The organism is Nonomuraea sp. bgisy101 (assembly GCF_057708945.1).
In genome coordinates, this window is record NZ_JBYITD010000004.1 from 34,045 (window position 1) to 50,200 (window position 16,156).

Genomic DNA, 16,156 nt, shown 5'->3' on the forward strand with positions numbered 1-16,156 from the left:
ACATCATGCTCACACGGCTGCGGCGGGGACCCACCCGCGCGATCGGTACGATCGCCGTCCTCGCGACGCTGACGGTCGCCTGTCAGAGTGCCGACCAGGGGCCCCTCCAGGCCGCCACGGGCGGCGTGCTGAGGGTCGGCGTCACCGGCGACCTGGGCCGCCTGGAGTCGCTCAACCCGATGGCCACCAACCTGTTCGGCTCCTGGCTCGCCCGCCAGATGGTCTACCCGTCCCTGATCCAGCTCAACGGCGCCGACGTGAAACCTGCCTGGGCGGAGAGCTGGACGGCCTCGTCCGACGGGCGGACCTACACCTTCAAGCTGAAGAAGGGAGCCTGGTCCGATGGCAAGCCGCTGACCTCGGATGACGCGCTGTGGACCGCAGAGATCATCCTCAAGCACAAGGACGGCGCCGCGGGACTCGTCGCCTCCGCCCTCGACGGCGTGAAGTCCGTGGCCGCGCCCGACCCCGACACGTTCGTCGTCACCTACGCCGACCCCCTGCCTCCGACCGCGCTCAGCTCCCTCGCCTACTTCAGCGTCCTGCCCAAGCACGTGTGGTCGAGTCACACGGGCAACGGCGGCAAGGACCTGATGAGCTTCCACCCCGAGGACAAGCTCCCCATGGTGTCCGGTGGCCCCTTCACGGTCACCGAGTTCAATCCCAACGGCACAACGATCTTCGAACCGAACAAAGGCTACTACGGCGAGCCGCCCAAGGTCGACGCGGTCGGCCTGGAGGTCTTCGAGAACGCGGAGGGGCTCGCGCGGGCGCTCAAGTCGGGCGACACCCTCGCGTGGGGCTACACCGACGGCCCCGCGATCGCCAAGTCGGTCGAGGGATCCAAGGGCGTCACCATCCAGCGGACCCCCGCGCAGGCGGTGGCCATGCTGAACATCAACACCAACCCGAAGAAGAAGGACCATCCCGAGCTCAAGGACGTCAAGGTCCGCGAGGCCATGTCGCTGGCCATCGACCGCAAGGAACTCATCGAGGTCGAGCTCAACGGCTTCGGTCAGCCGGGACGCAGTATCCTCGTGCCCTCCCAGGACTCCTACGTTCCCGGCACGATCGCCGCCGACGCCTTCGACCCCGTTCGTGCCAACGCGATCCTCGACGAGCTCGGCCACAAGCGCGGCGCCGACGGGATCAGGGTCGCCAAGGACGGCTCCCGCATGGAGTACGAGTTGGTGGTGTGGGAGCTCGGCAGGGTGGCCGAAATCCTGCAGAAGAACCTGAAGGCCGTCGGCATCGCGCTGAAGCCGGAGATCACCGAGGAGTACACGGCCACGGTCGCCGCCCCGGACGGCAAGTACCTCGACTTCGACCTGGCGTTCTCCTACTGGAGCTACCTGGAGCCCGACCCCAGCCTGTCGTTGCGGATCTACATGTGCGACGCGTGGGGAAGCACGAATTTCGCCGGCTACTGCGACCCGAAGTACGACAAGCTCTACGCTCAGCAGAGGGTCACGCTCGACGTGGCGGAGCGCAAGACGATGATCGCCCAGATGCAGCAGATGGTGCTGCGCGACGCCAGGGCGACGTTGCCGCTCTACCATCCCGACGGCGTTCACGTCATCTCCGCCAAGTGGGCGGGAATCGAGCCGCTTCGCTACGGCGCCGACCTCTGGACCCGGGCTCGCAGGAACGAGGGCTGAGGTGAGCCGCAGCGAGCACGTCGTCAGGCGCCTCGGCTTCGCCCTGGTGACGGTGTGGATCGCCGCGACGATCAACTTCGTCATCTTCAGGCTGGCGCCTGGCGACGCCTCCTCGCAGTACGAGGCCTGCAGCACCTGCAGCGCCTCGTTCCGCGAGCACCTCAGAGAGGAGCTGGGGCTGAACAGATCTCTCCCCGAGCAGTACCTTCTCTACCTGCAAGGGCTGCTCAGGGGGGATCTGGGCACGTCCTTCCAGACGCGCCAGCCGGTCTGGGACCAACTGGCGACCCCGCTGCTGAACACCCTGCCGATGGTGCTGGCCGGCATGACCGCCGGACTGCTCCTCGGTCTGCTGACGGGCATCGTGTCGGCCTGGCGCAGAGGTACCGCCGCCGACTGGGCGCCCGTGTCCGCCTCGCTGTTTCTGTCGGCGCTGCCCATCCAGTGGGTGGCCCTGGTGCTGCTCCTGCTGTTCGGCGACGTCCTCCCGGCCGTCGGCGTCTCCGACCCCTACCTCCGCTTCCGTGACCCTTCGTGGTGGGACATGGTCGCCGACAGGAGCGCCCACATGATCCTTCCCGCCGCCGCGATCGGCCTGGTCTGGTGGGGCATCTGGGCGCTCATCGTGCGCTCCTCCCTGCTGGACTCGCTCGGCGAGGACTTCATCCTCACCGCCAGGGCCAAGGGCCTGCCGAGCTGGCGGATCATGAACAGGTACGCGCTGCGCAACTCGCTGCCGCCCGTCGTGACGCTCATCTGCCTCAACGCCGGCTACCTGGTCGCCGGGGCGCTGCTGGTGGAGACGGTGTTCTCCTATCCCGGCATCGGCCTAGAGCTCTACCAGGCGGTGCGCAACAGGGACTACCCGATGCTGCAGGGCGGCTTCCTGCTGCTGACGGTCGCGATCGTGCTTGCCAACCTGATCTCCGATCTGCTGCACCAGCGGCTCGACCCGAGGGTCACGGCATGAGCGCCGTCAACGCGGCGTTGCGCGCCGCGCGTGCCCAGCCGGGCGGCGCGGTCGGTACGGTCACCCTCGCCCTCATCGTGCTGTTCGCCCTGCTCGCCCCGCAGATCGCGCCCTACGACATCTGGGAGAAGGCGGGCGCCGTCTACCAGCCGCCCTCGCCCGAGCACCTGCTCGGTCTCGACGACGCCGGCGCCGACATGACCACGCTGCTGCTCTGGGGCGCGCGGACCTCGCTGCTCGTGGGCTTCAGCGCGGCCCTCATCGCCATGGTGATCGGCGGCGCGATCGGCCTGGTCGCCGGATACTTCGGCGGTCGCGTCGACGCGATCACCATGCGGATCACCGACTACCTGCTAGTGATCCCCGACATCCCACTGCTGCTCATCGTGGCGGCGGTGTGGGGAAGGAGTCTGACCAGCGTGATCCTGATCATCGGGCTGCTGTCGTGGACCAGGACCGCGCGGGTGGTCAGGACGCAGGCGCGCGGCATCAGAGAACGCGTCTACGTCAAGCGGGCCCGCTCGATCGGCGCCGGCAGCCTGCGCGTCATCCTCCATCACGTGCTGCCGCAGACCGTGCCGCTGCTGTCGACGCTGACCATCTTCGCGGTCGGCAACGCGATCCTCACCGAGACCGCGATCGCCTTCCTCGGCCTCGGCGACCCGACGGCGGTCTCGTGGGGCCGGCTGATTCAGAACGCCTTCGACGGCCAGGCCCTCTCCCGAGGGGCGTGGTGGGCCGTCGTCCCGCCGGGGCTGGCCGTCGGTGTGCTGATCGTGTCCTGCACCCTCGTCGGCAGGGCGCTGGAGGAGCGGCTCAACCCGAGGCTGCGCGGCGGTCACCTGTCGGTGCGGACGTTCAGGGTGAAGCCGTGAACTCCCCGCTGCTCGACGTCCGTGACCTGCACGTGTGGTTCGACCTGGAGCGCGGCGACCGCATGCACGCCCTGCGAGGGGTGAGCTTCGCCGTCGAGCGCGGCGAAGGGCTGGGTCTGGTGGGCGGCTCGGGATCGGGCAAGACGACCGCGATCCTCGCGCTGATGGGGTTGCTGCCGCCGACGGCGACGGTGAGCGGCGAGGTCCTGCTCGAGGGCGAGAACCTGCTCGCCCACGGCGAGGACAGCGTCCGCCCGCACCGGTGGAAGGACATCGCGATGGTCTTCCAGGGTGCGATGAACGCCTTCAGCCCGGTCGCCACGATCGGCAGGCAGATCGCCGAACCGATGCTGCTGCACGGGACGGTCACCAGGAAGGCCGCCGAACGCAGGGTTGGCGAGCTGCTCGAACTCGTGGGCATCGCGCCTGGCCGCGCCGGTCGATACCCGCACGAGTTCTCCGGCGGCATGCGGCAGCGCGCCGCGATCGCGATGGCGCTGGCCTGTGACCCCAAGATCCTGCTCGCCGACGAGCCGACCACCGCGCTCGACGTGATCGTGCAGGCGCAGGTGCTGGAGCTGATCGAGCGGCTGCGCCATGAGCTCGGGCTCGCCGTCGTGTTCGTCTCGCACGACCTGCCGGTCGTGGCCCAGGTCTGCGATCGGATCGCCGTCATGCGCACGGGCCGGATAGAACGGCTCGGCGCGGTCGAGGAGGTGTTGACGTGACGCCGCTGCTGGAGATCGAGGGGCTGGTCACGCGGTTCCCGCTGCCCCGCGGGCTGGTCGAGACCGTGCGCGGGGTGCCGAGACGGGTCGTCAGAGCCGTTGACGGAATCTCGTTCAGCGTCGGCGAGGGCGAGCTGGTGGCACTGGTCGGCGAGTCAGGCTCCGGCAAGACGACCACCGCGCAGACCCTGATGCGGATGGCCGAGCCCGCGGCGGGGGCCGTCAGGTTCCGCGGACGGGACATCACCCGGCTGGGGCACGGGGAGCTGAAGTCGATCAGGCGCCAGATGCAGATGATCTACCAGGATCCCTACGAGTCGCTCGACCCCCGCTTCCGCGTCCGGCGCACGGTGGCCGAGCCGCTGGCCGTCCACCGGATCGGCGCCACGCAGGAGGAGCGGGACACCCGCGTCGTCGCCGCCCTGGAGCGCGCGGGCCTGGCACCGGCGGAACGGTTTCTCGACCGCTTCCCCCACCAGCTGTCCGGCGGCCAGCGGCAGCGGGTGGCGATCGCCGCCGCGCTCGCGCCCGAACCCGACCTGCTGATCGCCGACGAGCCCGTCTCGATGCTGGACGTCGACGTCCGCGACGGCGTCCTCGCCCTCCTCGACGGGCTGCGCCGCTCCGGCCTCGGCATCCTCATGATCACCCATGATCTGTCCGTCGCGGCCCGGCACGCCGACAGGATCGCGGTCATGTACCTCGGCCGGATCGTCGAGGAAGGGCCCGCCGCCGACGTGATAGGCCACCCCGTCCACCCGTACACCAAGGCGCTCGTCTCCGCCATCCCTCAGGCCGACCCCCGCTTGCGCAGAAGGCCCGAGATCAAGGCGGGCGAGGCCCCTGACCCCGCCGCGATCCCCTCGGGCTGCCGCTTCCACCCCCGCTGCCCCGTCGGCGTGCCGTCGTGCGCGGAGGACGAGCCGCGCGTCCACGAGCACGGTCCGGGCCACTGGGCGGCCTGTTCGCTCCAGCTCTCGTGAGCGCGTCATCCCACCACCGCCGACAGAAAGAGTCACACCATGGTCCGCCCGCTGGGCATCGACGACCTGTACTCCCTCGCCCTGCCTCGCGAGCCGGCCATCTCCCCCGACGGTGAGCGGGTCGCCTACGTGCTGCGCACCGTCGACAAGGCAGCCGACGCAGACCGTCGCGCGATCTGGCTGGTGCCGTGGGAGGGCGGGCCGGCCGTACCGCTCACCAACGGGCCGGCCGACACCTCGCCCGCCTGGTCGCCCGACGGCGGCACGCTCGCGTTCCTGCGGGCGGGTGAGGGGCCCGCGCAGATCTGGACGCTGCCCATGGGCGGCGGCGAGCCTCGGCCGGCGACGGACCTGGCGCTCGGCGCGGGCCGCCCGATCTGGAGCCCGGACGGCACGCGCATCGCCTTCACCGCGCCCGTCGACCTGTCGGCCGGTGAGTCCGGGGACGGGACGGCGGCGCCGGTGGTCATCGAACGGCTCGGCTTCAAGGCCGACGGCGTGGGCCTGCGCCGGGGGGTGCGCCTGCACCTGCACGTCCTCGACCTGGCCACCGGCGAGGTGAGCCGGATCACCGACGGCGACGGGGACACCGGCGAGCCTGCCTGGTCGCCGAACGGGACCCGGCTCGCCTACGCGGCCGCGCAGGGGCCCGACGCGGACCTCACGCTGGCCTCGGCCGCCTACGTCGTCGACGCCGCGGGATCCCCGCCACGGCCGGTCGGCCCGGCGGGCGCTCTCGTGGACGCCGTGACGTGGACGCCCGGCGGGGACGCGCTCGTCGTCGTGAGCGCACCCACGGTGCGCATCGGACACCTGGGACTGTTCCTGGTGCCGCTGGACGGCGGAGAGGCCGTCGAGCTGTCCGCCTCGCTCGACCGCAACGTCAGGCCGGGCCAGGGCGGGTGGTACGGGGCCTTCCCGCAGTTCTCTTCCGACGGCACGACCGTCTTGTTCGGTGTGAACGACAGGGGCAGCACCCACGTCTACGCCGTCGAGCTCGCGGGCGGCTCACCGAAACCGTTCCTGGCCACCCCCGGCTGGGTGGTGTCGGGTCTGTCGGTCGCCGCAGGCGTGGGCCGAGCCGCCGCGCTGGTGATGACACCCACGTCGTACGGCGAGCTTGCCGCCGTCGACCTGGCGGGCGGTGAACCCAGGCCACTCACCCGGCACACCGCGACGTCCCTTCCCGACGTCGCGTTCACGGCGCCGCAGGAGCGCGAGTTCACCACCGCCGATGGGAAGACGGTGCACGGCTGGCTGCTGCGCGATCCCGCGGCCACCACGCCGGGTCCGCTGCTCGTCGACGTCCACGGGGGACCGCACCTGTCGTGGGGGCCCGCGCTCGAACCCGCCAACCCCTACCACCAGATCCTCACCGGACTCGGCTGGTCGGTGCTCCTGCTCAACCCGCGTGCCAGCGACGGCTACGGCGAGGACTTCTACACCGCCAACCTCCACCGGTGGGGCCACGGCGACGAAGGCGACCTGCTCGACCCCGTCGACCGGCTGGTGGCCGAGGGGATCGCCGACCCCGAGCGGCTGGCGGTCTGCGGCTACAGCTATGGCGGGTTCCTCACCGGCCACCTCACCACCAGGACGGACAGGTTCGCCGCCGCCGTGGTCGCCGGCATGATGGCGGACCTGGTGAGCGCCTCGGGCACCTCCGACCTGAGCCGCGTCTTCGCCGCGCTGGAGTTCGGCGCGCACCCGCACGAGGACCGTGGCCTGGTCAGGTCCCAGTCGCCGTTCGAGCGCGTCGAGCACGTCACCACCCCGACGCTGGTCCTGCACGCCGTTCACGACGAGCGGTGCCCTGTCGGGCAGGCCGAGGCGTGGTTCACGGCGCTGCGGGTCAAGGGCGTGCGCGCCAGGATGGTGCTCTACCCCGGCGCCTCCCACCAGTTCATCGTGGACGGCAGACCGTCCCACCGGGCCGACTACAGCCGCCGGATCATCGACTGGGTGACGGAGCACACCAGGACGGGAGGACGACCGGATGACGGCACGGCGGCCCCGCTGACCGGCTGAAGCCACGACCGCCACCGCGGTCACGGCGGCCCCGCTGACCGGCTGAGGCCACGACCGCCACCGCGGTCACGGCGGCCCCGCTGACCGGCCGAAGCCACGACCGCGACCGCGGGGAGGAGCCGTGGAGGCCGCTGCGGCGTGACCCGGCACCTCGCCTGCGGGTGCCAATCGCTTCCTCCTGCTCGAACGGCGGGAACCTGCTGTGACGGGACCACAGTTCAGAACATTCTCCTGTGGCGCGATCATATGGATTCGCGCTCCCTCCCTCGGCATAGTCGCAGCACGACCGGTCGTGAAGCGCGGGCGGTCGCCGGACGGACGGAGAGCAGGATGGACGAGGTCGCGCTCGACGAGATCGCCCGCGGCGCCCTGGCCGACCACGGCGGACCGGGCTGCTCGGTCGCCATCGTGACCAGGCGTGGGACCAGGTTCGGCGCCTACGGGCTGGCCAGGACCGAGCCCGCGACCGTCTTTCGCCCCGACACCCTGCTGCCGATCGCCTCGATGGGCAAGCCCTTCACCGCCACCGCGGTGATGACGCTGGTGGAGGCGGGACGCGTCCACCTCGACGCCCCCGTCCGCACCTATCTGCGCGACTTCGGAGTGGTCGACGAGACGGCCGGCGAGACGGTCACCGTGCGGAACCTGCTCACCCATGCCGTCGGCTGGGCGGGCGACGTGCCGTGGGTCGAGGACCGCGGCGACGCCGCGCTCGCCCTCCAGGTGGCCAACATCGCCACCGCCAGGCAGATCCTGCCGCCCGGCTGGCTCTTCTCCTACTCCAACACCGCCATGACCGTTGCCGCCCGGCTGGTCGAGGTCCTGTACGGCGAGCCGTTCGAAACGGTCGTCGAGCGGCTGATCCTGCGGCCGCTCGGCCTGGACGCCACCGGCTACTTCCCCGAGCGGGTGATCTCCGCGCCCGCGGCCAGCGGGCATCGCGACGGCAAGCCGGTGCAGGAGGCGTGGCTCGGCCCGCGCTCGGCGGGTGGGGCGGGCGCGCAGTACTCCAACGCGGTGGATCTGGCGCGCTGGATGGGCTGGTGGCTCGGGTACGGGCCGGTCGGCCCGATCGGCGAGGAGACCCGCACCCGCATGATCACCGAGCTGATCCCCGTCGGCCTCGGCCCGGCCTCCACCGGTCTCGGCTGGCACGTCGACCACCGCGGGGGTGGCGACGTGGTCTACCACGAGGGAGCCCTGCCCGGAATCGGCGCGATCAACCTGTTCGTGCCACAGGCCGAAGTCGGGCTCGTGGTGCTCGTCAACACCGAGAACGCCGGCCGGATCTACCGCCGGATCGTGGACCGGCTGCTCGACGACCTCGCGGGCGTCAGGAAGCCGGCAAAGAGGCTCCACGCCGACCTCGCTCCCGACACGCTCGCCGAGCTGAGCGGGAGTTACGCGATCGAGCAGCCGGCGACGGTGTACGAACGGATCGTCGTCGAATCCGAGGTCAGCCGGCTGGTGATCAGGAGCGAGCCCGGCGGCTTCCACCCTCCAGCCCTGCCCATCGCGCGGGAACACGACGATCTGTTCGCCGTCGACGCCGGGCCGTGGCGGGACATGCCCGTCGAGTTCGTGCGCTCGCCCGGCGGCGAGGTGTTCGGGGTGCGGATCGCGGGCCGGGTCTTCCCCCGCCTCGTGGACTAGAGGTCGCGCAGCGCGGGCATGAGTTCCTTCTCCGCCCAGCCGAAGAACGGATGCTGCTGGTCGGCGCCGATCTGCACCAGAGCCACATGCGTGTACCCGGCGTCGCTGAACGCGCGTAGCGCCTGCAGGACCGCGTCCACGTCGTCGCCGCAGGGGACGCTCCTGGCCACGTCCTCAGGGCGGACCGTACCGGCCGCCGCCGCGAAGTTCACCGGCCCCGGCAGTTCGGCCAGGACCTTCCAGCCGCCGACGCCGGCCCAGCGCCACAGCTGGTGCGCCCGCTGCCTGGCGGCCTCCGGGTCGCTGTCGTAGGAGATCGGGAGCTGACCGTAGACGGGCTTGCCCGCGCCCCCGGCGGCCTGGAACCGCCCGACCACGTCGGGCATCGGGTCGTTGACGACCAGGACGTCGGCGTACTCTGCGGCGAGGGCGGCGGATCGGCCGCCGGAGGCCGCGATGGCGATGGGGACCTGCTCGGCCGGCAGGTCGTAGAGCTTCGCCGAGTCGACGTTGTAGAACTCGCCGTGGTAGGTGACGTAGTCGCCGCCGAACAGCCGCCTGATGATCTGGACGGCCTCGGCGAACATGCGGTGCCGCGTGTCGACCGGCGGCCACCCCTCTCCGATCACATGCTCGTTGAGGTTCTCCCCCGCGCCGAGGCCGAGGGTGAACCTGCCCTCACTCAGCACGCCCATCGTCGCGGCCTTCTGCGCGACCACGGCCGGGTGGTAGCGCATGATGGGGCAGGTCACGAACGTCATGAGGGGTAGCCGCCTGGTGACCTGCGCGACAGCTCCCAGCACCGACCAGGCATAGGGCGAATGTCCCATCTCCTCCAGCCACGGAAAGTAGTGGTCGGACAGGACCGCGAAGTCGAAGCCGACGCGCTCCGCGGCGGCCGCGTACTCCACGAGCTGGCGCGCCGGAGTCTGTTCGGACATCAAGGTGTACCCGATTTGCACCATGAGGTCGTGATAACCCCGCACGGCCAAGGCTAGATGCCCGCGTACGAAGATTCATGATGAAGGTTCGCCGTCCCGCGCCGCGCGCTCGTTCCGCTCAGGTGGCCGCCTGGTGCACCGGCCGGTACAGAGGGAGCCGCAGGACGAGACGCGCCCCCGCGGGGTGGTCGGCGGCGTAGAGCCGGCCGCCGTACGCCTGGGCGATTCCGCGCGCTATGGGCAGTCCCAGCCCCGAACCGCCGGGGTCACGGCTGCGGGCGTCTTCGAGGCGGTACAGACGCTCGAAGACGCGTTCGCGGTCGGCCCGCGGGATGCCTGGCCCGTCGTCGATGACCTCGAGGACGGCCTCGGAGGGGCGAGTGGTGACGATGATCTCGATCGTGGTGGAGGTGTGCCGTTCGGCGTTGGCCAGCAGGTTGCCCAGCAGCCGGGCCAGGCGGATCCGCGAGGCGCGCACCACCACCCCCTGGTCGAGCCGGGTGTGGATGCCGGCGGCCGGGATGCGGCGCTGGAGTTCCTCCGCGACGAGACGGCCCATGTCGACCAACTCGGTACCGGGCGGGACGCTGTCCACCCTGGCGAGGTCGAGCACGTCGGCCACGATCTCGTTGAGTCGCTCGGCGTCGCGCAGCAGGTTGCGCAGGATCTGCTGCAGGTCGATGGCGGGTTCCGAGAGGGCGACCTCCAGCTCGGTCAGGAGCCCGGTGATCGGATTGCGCAGATCGTGCGACACGTCGAAGACCAACTGCCGCTGGCGCCGGATGGCCTCCTGCAGCGTCGAGGTGATCTCGCGGTGCTGGCTTTGCGCCTGCTTGAGCTGCTCGCTGAGGATGTGCAGCTCGCGGGCGCTGGAGTAGAGATCGACATCCACGCCCTGGCGTTGTGCCAGCTTTCCGTGGGCCGCTCGCGGGGTGCGTCTCATCGCCCGGACGAAGTCGGTGACGTCCTCGATACTGAGCATGATCCATTCCACGGCGCCGCCCACGCCGAGGATCGGCGTGTTGACCGTGTTCCAGTACCGCTCCTCGAACATCCCTGGACGCCCGACCACTTCGACGTCATACCTCTGCATGGGCATGCAGTCGGGCTGGCCGGTGGCCATCGCGTGTTCCAGCGAGGCGCGCAGGACCTCCACCCCCTGCGTCTCCGGATCGTTGGGCATGTGCGGATTCGGGGGGAAAACGGTGAAGAGGTAGCGGCCGAGCACGTCCTGCAGCGTGCGTTTGGCGACCTTCAGATAGGCGTCGTTCGCCGCGACCATGACGAAGTCGGGTGTCAGTATCAACAGGGGGGCCGGGCAGGTCTTGAACACCACCTCGTAGTCGACCCATCGCCCCATCGCCCCCACACCCCTTTGCTTGGGATACGCCCCTTATGCGAGAAATGCCCAGATTAGGCGGCGACAGGCTCACGGAAAAGGCACCACCGGCAGGGGCGAATGATCGAGTGATCTGTGTACCCGCCGAATAGAGTCATCGCATGCCAGATGCGATCAAGTCCATCGCCGAGCGCAACGCCGAGGTCGTTCGTCGCTATCTTCGGATCTTCGAGACCTGCCAGATAGCCGACCTTGAGAATCTTATGGCCGAGAATGTACTCATTCATGGAGCGGGCCGGCACGTGCGGGGACGGCATCACACCGAAGGGGCGATGATGACCCCTGGCTTGTCGGACTGCCGGGTGCGCATCGACGATCTGTTCGCCGCCGGGGACCGGGTGACCGTGGCTTTCACGTTGACCTATGCGCACGACCGCACGGGCCGGGACCTGACAATGACGGGGATCAAGTCGTACCGACTTCAACACGGCAAGATTGTCGAGTTCTGGGGCGAGACCGACTTGTATGGGCTACTCCGTCAAGCGGGTCTCGTCCCCGAACCGATCCCTGCCTTCTAGGAGCGGCGCCTCGTGGCAGGGCCGATGGCGGATCGCGGCTGAGCGTCGCGGTCCAGCTTTCCGCGGGCTGACGGGCGGCGGGGCCGTAGTCAGCCTTTGGCGGGCGGATCGGCCAGGATGCCGTGAAGGAGGCCGGTGGACTGCCCGACCTCGATGAGGTAGCCGTCGGGGTCGCGCATGTAGCAGCGCAACTCGGCCTTGCGGTCGATCGGTGGAGTGAGGAATCGGGCCCCTTTGGCGCTCCACTCCTGGTAGCAGCTGTCGATGTCGGCCACGCGGATGTTGAGGAAGCTGGTCGCGGTGCCAGGATCGGAGGGCGGATGCAAAGTGACATCGGGCTTGTCCGGAGTGGGACCGCCGCCGGGGTTCATGATGATCCACGCGTTGGCGAGTTTGACGATGCACGGGTTCTCGTCGAGTACCGTTTCGCCACCGAGTACATCGGTGTAGAAGGCCCGCGAGCGGGCCACGTCGGCCACGGTGAGGAAGTGCGTGAGCAGGATCCCGGTCTGCGGGGCCGGGAGATCTTCGTGCCGCATGCCGGCCTCCCATCGTTCGATTCCTGTTTTCGAGGGAGCGATGCCGACCCCAGGCGTGCCGCGTCGTGACGATGCCTCTGGTGGCGGCATCGACCTGGCCCGCACGCGGCCGATCTCGCTCCTCATGACAACCGCTGCTGTGGCCCTCCCCGCCACGGTGTTCTCCGAAACCGTGCGGTCCGGCTCCACTGTGGACGCGAGAACCGGCTCGACCGTCGTCAAGCCTCCGAGCATCGCTACCGGCCGATACGCCCTACTCGTGGCCTCTCCCGCACGGGAAACGGGACACGCCGCGCCGTCGCAGGCCGGGCCGGTCCGAGGACGTTTTCGGCGGCGCAGGGCCCTACGCGCCCGTGCTGGGAGGAAGCTGCTGGACCGCGTGGTCGAGGGTGTCGCTGAAAGTGAAAGGAGTCGGGCTGAGCGAGGTCAGCCTCTTCCTGAACTCGTCGGACAACCCGGTCACGAACATCACTCCCGCCGAGGTCTCGTCGATGCGCTGCTGTGTCGTCACCAGGGCGGCGATGCCGATGGCGTCCCAGAAGGTGACGCCGGTCAGGTCCAGGACCAGCCGCGGCGCGGGATGCTCGGACAGCAGGGCCCTGACGGCGGCACCGAGCTCCTGAGCCGCCGGCTGGTCGAGGCCGCCGGTCAGCGAGAGGACGACGTGGGCGTTCCTCGCGTGCCGGACCAGGCTGAACGAGGTGAAATGATCATTGACGGGCAGGGCGAAGACGACCGTGACGGCGGTCCCGGACGGGCCGGAGCTCACGCTCATCCCGTCGGACAGGTAGCGCGCGATCCACAGGCCGTGCCCATGCTCGTACGGCCACTTCGCCGCGGGCTGCGCGTCCGACCTGGGCGGTCCGCTGTCCTCGACCCGGCAGTGCAGCGCCGCGGCGTGCTTCCAGATCCTCACCCGTCCGGCCCCCGCACCGTGCAGGACGGCGTTGGTGGCCAGTTCGTGAAGGGTGATGACCAGATCACCGGCTCGGCCCTCGGGCAGCCCGGCCTGCGAGGCGTGCGCCTCCAGGGTCGCCCGTAGCGCGTACAGCGAATCGCCGTCGAACATCTGGTCCAGTACCGGCGGCGTGCCGTCAGGGATCTCCCCCCGCCGGCCCGTCGTCACCGGTGGGCTGTTCAGGTCTTCGTCACCGGTCATGAACGGTCACCAGACTGACGCCGGGAACGGTGGTGGCACCGAGCAGGACGAATCTCGCGGCCACCGCGCTGTTACAGCGCAGGACGACCTTGCGGGCGGGGGCGACGCTTCGGACGGCGTCAACGATCATCCGGATGCAGGGAAGGTCGATGAACGACAGCTCGACCATGTTGACCATGATGTCACCGTCGACCCGGATGGCTTCGGCCAGTGCCAGGGCCAGCGAGTCCTCGGCCGTCCGGTCGATCTGGCCGGCCAGCCGGATGCCCGGTGGCGCGTACTGGCGGCAGATCCGCAGGAGAGGGTCGAAGTGGTAGGTGGCCGCGGCGACGGAGCGCGTGTGGAACGCGGACACCGACGCCAACGTCACGGGGTCGAACCGGTCGCGGTCGTACTGGCAGAGGACCGACGCGCTGGTACCCGACAGCGCCGCCGCGATCTCCTCCTCGAACACCGGGAGTTGCTCGATCCCGCTGATCGGCCGTAGTGCCCAGCTCATGTCGAGGGCGACCCGCAGGCCGGAGTATCCCTCCCTTTCGGTCACCGCCATCTGGGAGCGCAGCCATCCCATCGCGTGATCGACCGCGAAATTCTGGCCGGCGAGCAGTCCGTCCTGGCAGGCCGCGATCTCCATCCGTCCCGTGGCGGCTGTGGAATCCACGGCAATCCCCCGGCGGCTCAGCTCGATCAGCGCTCCCTGCGGCTCCTCGCTCAACCATACGACCCTCAGGCCGGCGGCCAGTCCGTCCCGGATGTAGGCGGCGGTGAGATCGAGCAGTTCCTCGGACTCGCCGAAGGTGAGGCAGGCGTGATCGTTGAGTCTCAAGTCCGTGATCTGCGTATCCGCATCCAACGTCACCACGCCACCGTCCCCACCGCGGCCGTGGCCGCGAGCCGCACCGTCGAACACCCAAGGATAGTGATCAGCTGGCGCCGTGAGAGTACCGATGTCGCACAGTTCCACGTGCTCTCACCTCGGCCTCCGGGCTCCCCCCGAAACGCGTGACCGCACTCGCGGGCAGACCCGCTCCTTACCCTTCAATCGGCCCGCCTCACCTGCGGGGAACCTGGGAAGGCAGGGCGTCCTTCACGGTCGCGGCGCCGGCCCCGCCTCCTCGGCGGCCGCAGGGCGTCCGCGGAACAGCCTGGCGGTCCGCAGCGCCAGCCAGAGCAACACGGCCAGCACCCCTACCAGGACGTACTCGATCGCCGGGATCCTGACGGCCTCGCCCGCCGCACCGCCGAGGTCGTCCCGCATGCCATACACGGCCAGGACGGAGCCTGCGTAGCAGGCGGCCAGCATCCAGCGCACGGCGCGCGAGAGCCCGAGACCGTGCATCTGGGTGATGACGAAGACGCCGAGGAAGCCGAACAGGAACATCGGCCACGCCCCGTCGGGGCCTGAGGTCATGACGGCGACCAGGGTGCCGTGCACCGCGACCGTCAGCTCCAGGGTCAGCGTCCACCATCGATTCGTGTGCGCCCTGGTGAGGAAGAGGCTCCCCTGCACCAGCAGGAGGAACATGTAGAAGAAACCGATCAGGTGTCCGGTGGTGGACTCCATCGGGTGATACCAGAAGGTGTACACCGCCGCCCAGCTGAACAGGTAGCCGTGGTAGCGGCGGGCGACGTCCACGATCTGCCCGCTGATGGGCGCGGGCCTGCCGAGGAACAACCCGCGCCGCCTGTTCTCCATCAGCAGGACGGCGACCAGCAGGATGACGACCGAACCCTGCGAGCTGAAGATCGACACGTCCTGGGCGAGGCCGTCGTAGAACAGGTGCGTCTGCAGCGTGTGCAGGGCGACGAATCCGGCGTTCACCGCCAGCGCGACGATGTTGATCGGGTGCAGGCCCTTGGCGTACCGGCGGACCCTGGTCTGCGCGTAGTAGATCATCCACCAGAACGCGAGCTGGTGACCCGCGTATCCCGCCCAGGCCGACAGCCTGGTCCACACCGTCGGCTCGGGCAGCTTCCAGTAGTACCAGGAGGCGCCCCGGTCGGGCAGGAGGATGACGCTGTGGAGCCGCTGCCCGAGGAGCCAGATCAGCCCGGTCAGGACGGCACCGGCCGCCACCCCCAGGGCGAGCGCCGCTCCCGGCCTCAACTTCTCCAAGGAAGTTTTTCCATCGTAGAATAATTCCACCATGGAAACATTATGCGACCATCTCAGAGGGCCGCAAAGCCGGGGAGCAGCGTGACGCAGGACACCGTGAGCGCCTACGAATTGATGATCCTGATGCGCAGGCTGAACGTGGAGAGCGACAGGTTCGTCGAGCGGTTCGCCACCACGCACGGACTGCACCGCACGGACCTGAACGCCCTGGTGGTCATCCTTGACGCCCTCGGCGCAGGCCGCCCGCTGACGCCGGGCGGGCTCGGTGCCGCGCTGAACCTCAGCCCTCCCGCCACGACCGCCCTGATCGACCGGCTCGAACAGGCCGGGCATGTCGAGCGGCGGCGCAGCGCGACCGACCGCCGCAAGATCGAGGTGGTCATGAACGAGCAGGCCGTCCACCTGGCCGGGCGGTTCTTCGCCCCGCTGGGCCGGCACCTCACCACGACGATCGACGCGTTCGGCCCGGAGGAGAGGCGGATCATCGGAGAATTCCTCACGCGCAGCATCGAGGCCACCGTCGCCGCCCGCGAGGAGCACCACCCGGCCGGACAAGGAGACGAGCCCGCATGACCTCGATCGTCATCAC

At 69.7% G+C, this 16,156-nt stretch carries 15 protein-coding genes; 9 read left to right on the forward strand and 6 right to left on the reverse strand.

What is annotated here, in order from left to right:
* The first annotated feature begins 5 nt into the window (after positions 1–5).
* From AC3EO4_RS08745 to AC3EO4_RS08775, 7 genes are all read left to right on the forward strand, one after another.
* Positions 6–1,658, forward strand: a complete 1,653-nt coding sequence (locus AC3EO4_RS08745) for an ABC transporter substrate-binding protein (protein WP_431894740.1) — start codon at positions 6–8, stop codon at positions 1,656–1,658.
* A 1-nt stretch (position 1,659) separates the two neighbouring features.
* Entirely contained in the window at positions 1,660–2,628 is a 969-nt protein-coding gene (locus AC3EO4_RS08750; protein WP_379577528.1) for an ABC transporter permease, read from the forward strand.
* A complete protein-coding gene (locus AC3EO4_RS08755) occupies positions 2,625–3,503 on the forward strand; it encodes an ABC transporter permease (protein ID WP_379577530.1) in 879 nt (292 codons plus the stop codon). The genes AC3EO4_RS08750 and AC3EO4_RS08755 overlap by 4 nt, the downstream gene beginning before the upstream one ends.
* The gene (locus tag AC3EO4_RS08760) at positions 3,500–4,231 is read left to right on the forward strand and encodes an ABC transporter ATP-binding protein (protein WP_379577532.1); all 732 of its coding nucleotides are present in this window, start codon (positions 3,500–3,502) and stop codon (positions 4,229–4,231) included. The genes AC3EO4_RS08755 and AC3EO4_RS08760 overlap by 4 nt, the downstream gene beginning before the upstream one ends.
* On the forward strand, positions 4,228–5,214 hold the full coding sequence (locus AC3EO4_RS08765) for an ABC transporter ATP-binding protein (RefSeq protein ID WP_379577534.1): 987 nt from the start codon (positions 4,228–4,230) through the stop codon (positions 5,212–5,214). Before AC3EO4_RS08760 ends, AC3EO4_RS08765 begins: the two co-directional genes overlap by 4 nt.
* Positions 5,215–5,253: 39 nt before the next feature.
* Entirely contained in the window at positions 5,254–7,242 is a 1,989-nt protein-coding gene (locus AC3EO4_RS08770) for a S9 family peptidase (protein ID WP_431894744.1), read from the forward strand.
* 330 nt (positions 7,243–7,572) lie between these two features.
* Entirely contained in the window at positions 7,573–8,895 is a 1,323-nt protein-coding gene (locus AC3EO4_RS08775) for a serine hydrolase domain-containing protein (RefSeq protein WP_431894745.1), read from the forward strand.
* On the opposite strand, the gene AC3EO4_RS08780 is transcribed toward AC3EO4_RS08775, so the two are convergent.
* Together AC3EO4_RS08780 and AC3EO4_RS08785 are read right to left on the reverse strand one after the other, a co-directional pair.
* On the reverse strand, positions 8,892–9,860 hold the full coding sequence (locus tag AC3EO4_RS08780) for a TIGR03557 family F420-dependent LLM class oxidoreductase (RefSeq protein ID WP_379577539.1): 969 nt from the start codon (positions 9,858–9,860) through the stop codon (positions 8,892–8,894). The genes AC3EO4_RS08775 and AC3EO4_RS08780 overlap by 4 nt on opposite strands.
* A 94-nt stretch (positions 9,861–9,954) precedes the next feature.
* Complete coding sequence (locus AC3EO4_RS08785) at positions 9,955–11,196, reverse strand: ATP-binding protein (protein ID WP_379577541.1); 1,242 nt, start codon at positions 11,194–11,196, stop codon at positions 9,955–9,957.
* 140 nt (positions 11,197–11,336) lie between these two features.
* Between AC3EO4_RS08785 and AC3EO4_RS08790 the strand changes: the two genes are divergently transcribed.
* Positions 11,337–11,753: an ester cyclase gene (locus AC3EO4_RS08790; protein ID WP_431894747.1), complete on the forward strand. Its 417-nt coding sequence runs from the start codon at positions 11,337–11,339 to the stop codon at positions 11,751–11,753.
* A gap of 89 nt (positions 11,754–11,842) precedes the next feature.
* On the opposite strand, the gene AC3EO4_RS08795 is transcribed toward AC3EO4_RS08790, so the two are convergent.
* From AC3EO4_RS08795 to AC3EO4_RS08810, 4 genes are all read right to left on the reverse strand, one after another.
* Positions 11,843–12,292, reverse strand: a complete 450-nt coding sequence (locus AC3EO4_RS08795; protein ID WP_431894749.1) for a VOC family protein — start codon at positions 12,290–12,292, stop codon at positions 11,843–11,845.
* 343 nt (positions 12,293–12,635) lie between these two features.
* Positions 12,636–13,451 carry an ATP-binding protein gene (locus tag AC3EO4_RS08800; RefSeq protein ID WP_431894751.1) on the reverse strand — a complete coding sequence of 272 codons (816 nt, stop codon included), beginning with the start codon at positions 13,449–13,451 and terminating at the stop codon, positions 12,636–12,638.
* A complete protein-coding gene (locus AC3EO4_RS08805; RefSeq protein ID WP_379577548.1) occupies positions 13,441–14,277 on the reverse strand; it encodes an MEDS domain-containing protein in 837 nt (278 codons plus the stop codon). Before AC3EO4_RS08805 ends, AC3EO4_RS08800 begins: the two co-directional genes overlap by 11 nt.
* A gap of 261 nt (positions 14,278–14,538) precedes the next feature.
* Positions 14,539–15,567 (reverse strand): hypothetical protein, encoded by a 1,029-nt coding sequence (locus AC3EO4_RS08810; RefSeq protein WP_431894753.1) that lies wholly within the window; start codon positions 15,565–15,567, stop codon positions 14,539–14,541.
* Between the two features lie 81 nt (positions 15,568–15,648).
* On the opposite strand from AC3EO4_RS08810, the gene AC3EO4_RS08815 reads away from it, so the two are divergent.
* Positions 15,649–16,140, forward strand: coding sequence for a MarR family winged helix-turn-helix transcriptional regulator (locus AC3EO4_RS08815; protein ID WP_379577552.1), 492 nt, complete (start codon positions 15,649–15,651; stop codon positions 16,138–16,140).
* Positions 16,141–16,156: the final 16 nt, after the last annotated feature.

Bases quoted from the DNA above. Each gene is read 5' to 3' on its own strand.
- AC3EO4_RS08775 (WP_431894745.1), top strand. From the start codon at position 7,573: ATGGACGAGGTCGCGCTCGACGAGATCGCCCGCGGCGCCCTGGCCGAC.
- AC3EO4_RS08745 (WP_431894740.1), top strand. From the start codon at position 6: ATGCTCACACGGCTGCGGCGGGGACCCACCCGCGCGATCGGTACGATC.
- AC3EO4_RS08800 (WP_431894751.1), bottom strand. From the start codon at position 13,451: ATGACCGGTGACGAAGACCTGAACAGCCCACCGGTGACGACGGGCCGG.
- AC3EO4_RS08785 (WP_379577541.1), bottom strand. From the start codon at position 11,196: ATGGGGCGATGGGTCGACTACGAGGTGGTGTTCAAGACCTGCCCGGCC.
- AC3EO4_RS08780 (WP_379577539.1), bottom strand. From the start codon at position 9,860: ATGGTGCAAATCGGGTACACCTTGATGTCCGAACAGACTCCGGCGCGC.
- AC3EO4_RS08770 (WP_431894744.1), top strand. From the start codon at position 5,254: ATGGTCCGCCCGCTGGGCATCGACGACCTGTACTCCCTCGCCCTGCCT.
- AC3EO4_RS08795 (WP_431894749.1), bottom strand. From the start codon at position 12,292: ATGCGGCACGAAGATCTCCCGGCCCCGCAGACCGGGATCCTGCTCACG.
- AC3EO4_RS08790 (WP_431894747.1), top strand. From the start codon at position 11,337: ATGCCAGATGCGATCAAGTCCATCGCCGAGCGCAACGCCGAGGTCGTT.
- AC3EO4_RS08755 (WP_379577530.1), top strand. From the start codon at position 2,625: ATGAGCGCCGTCAACGCGGCGTTGCGCGCCGCGCGTGCCCAGCCGGGC.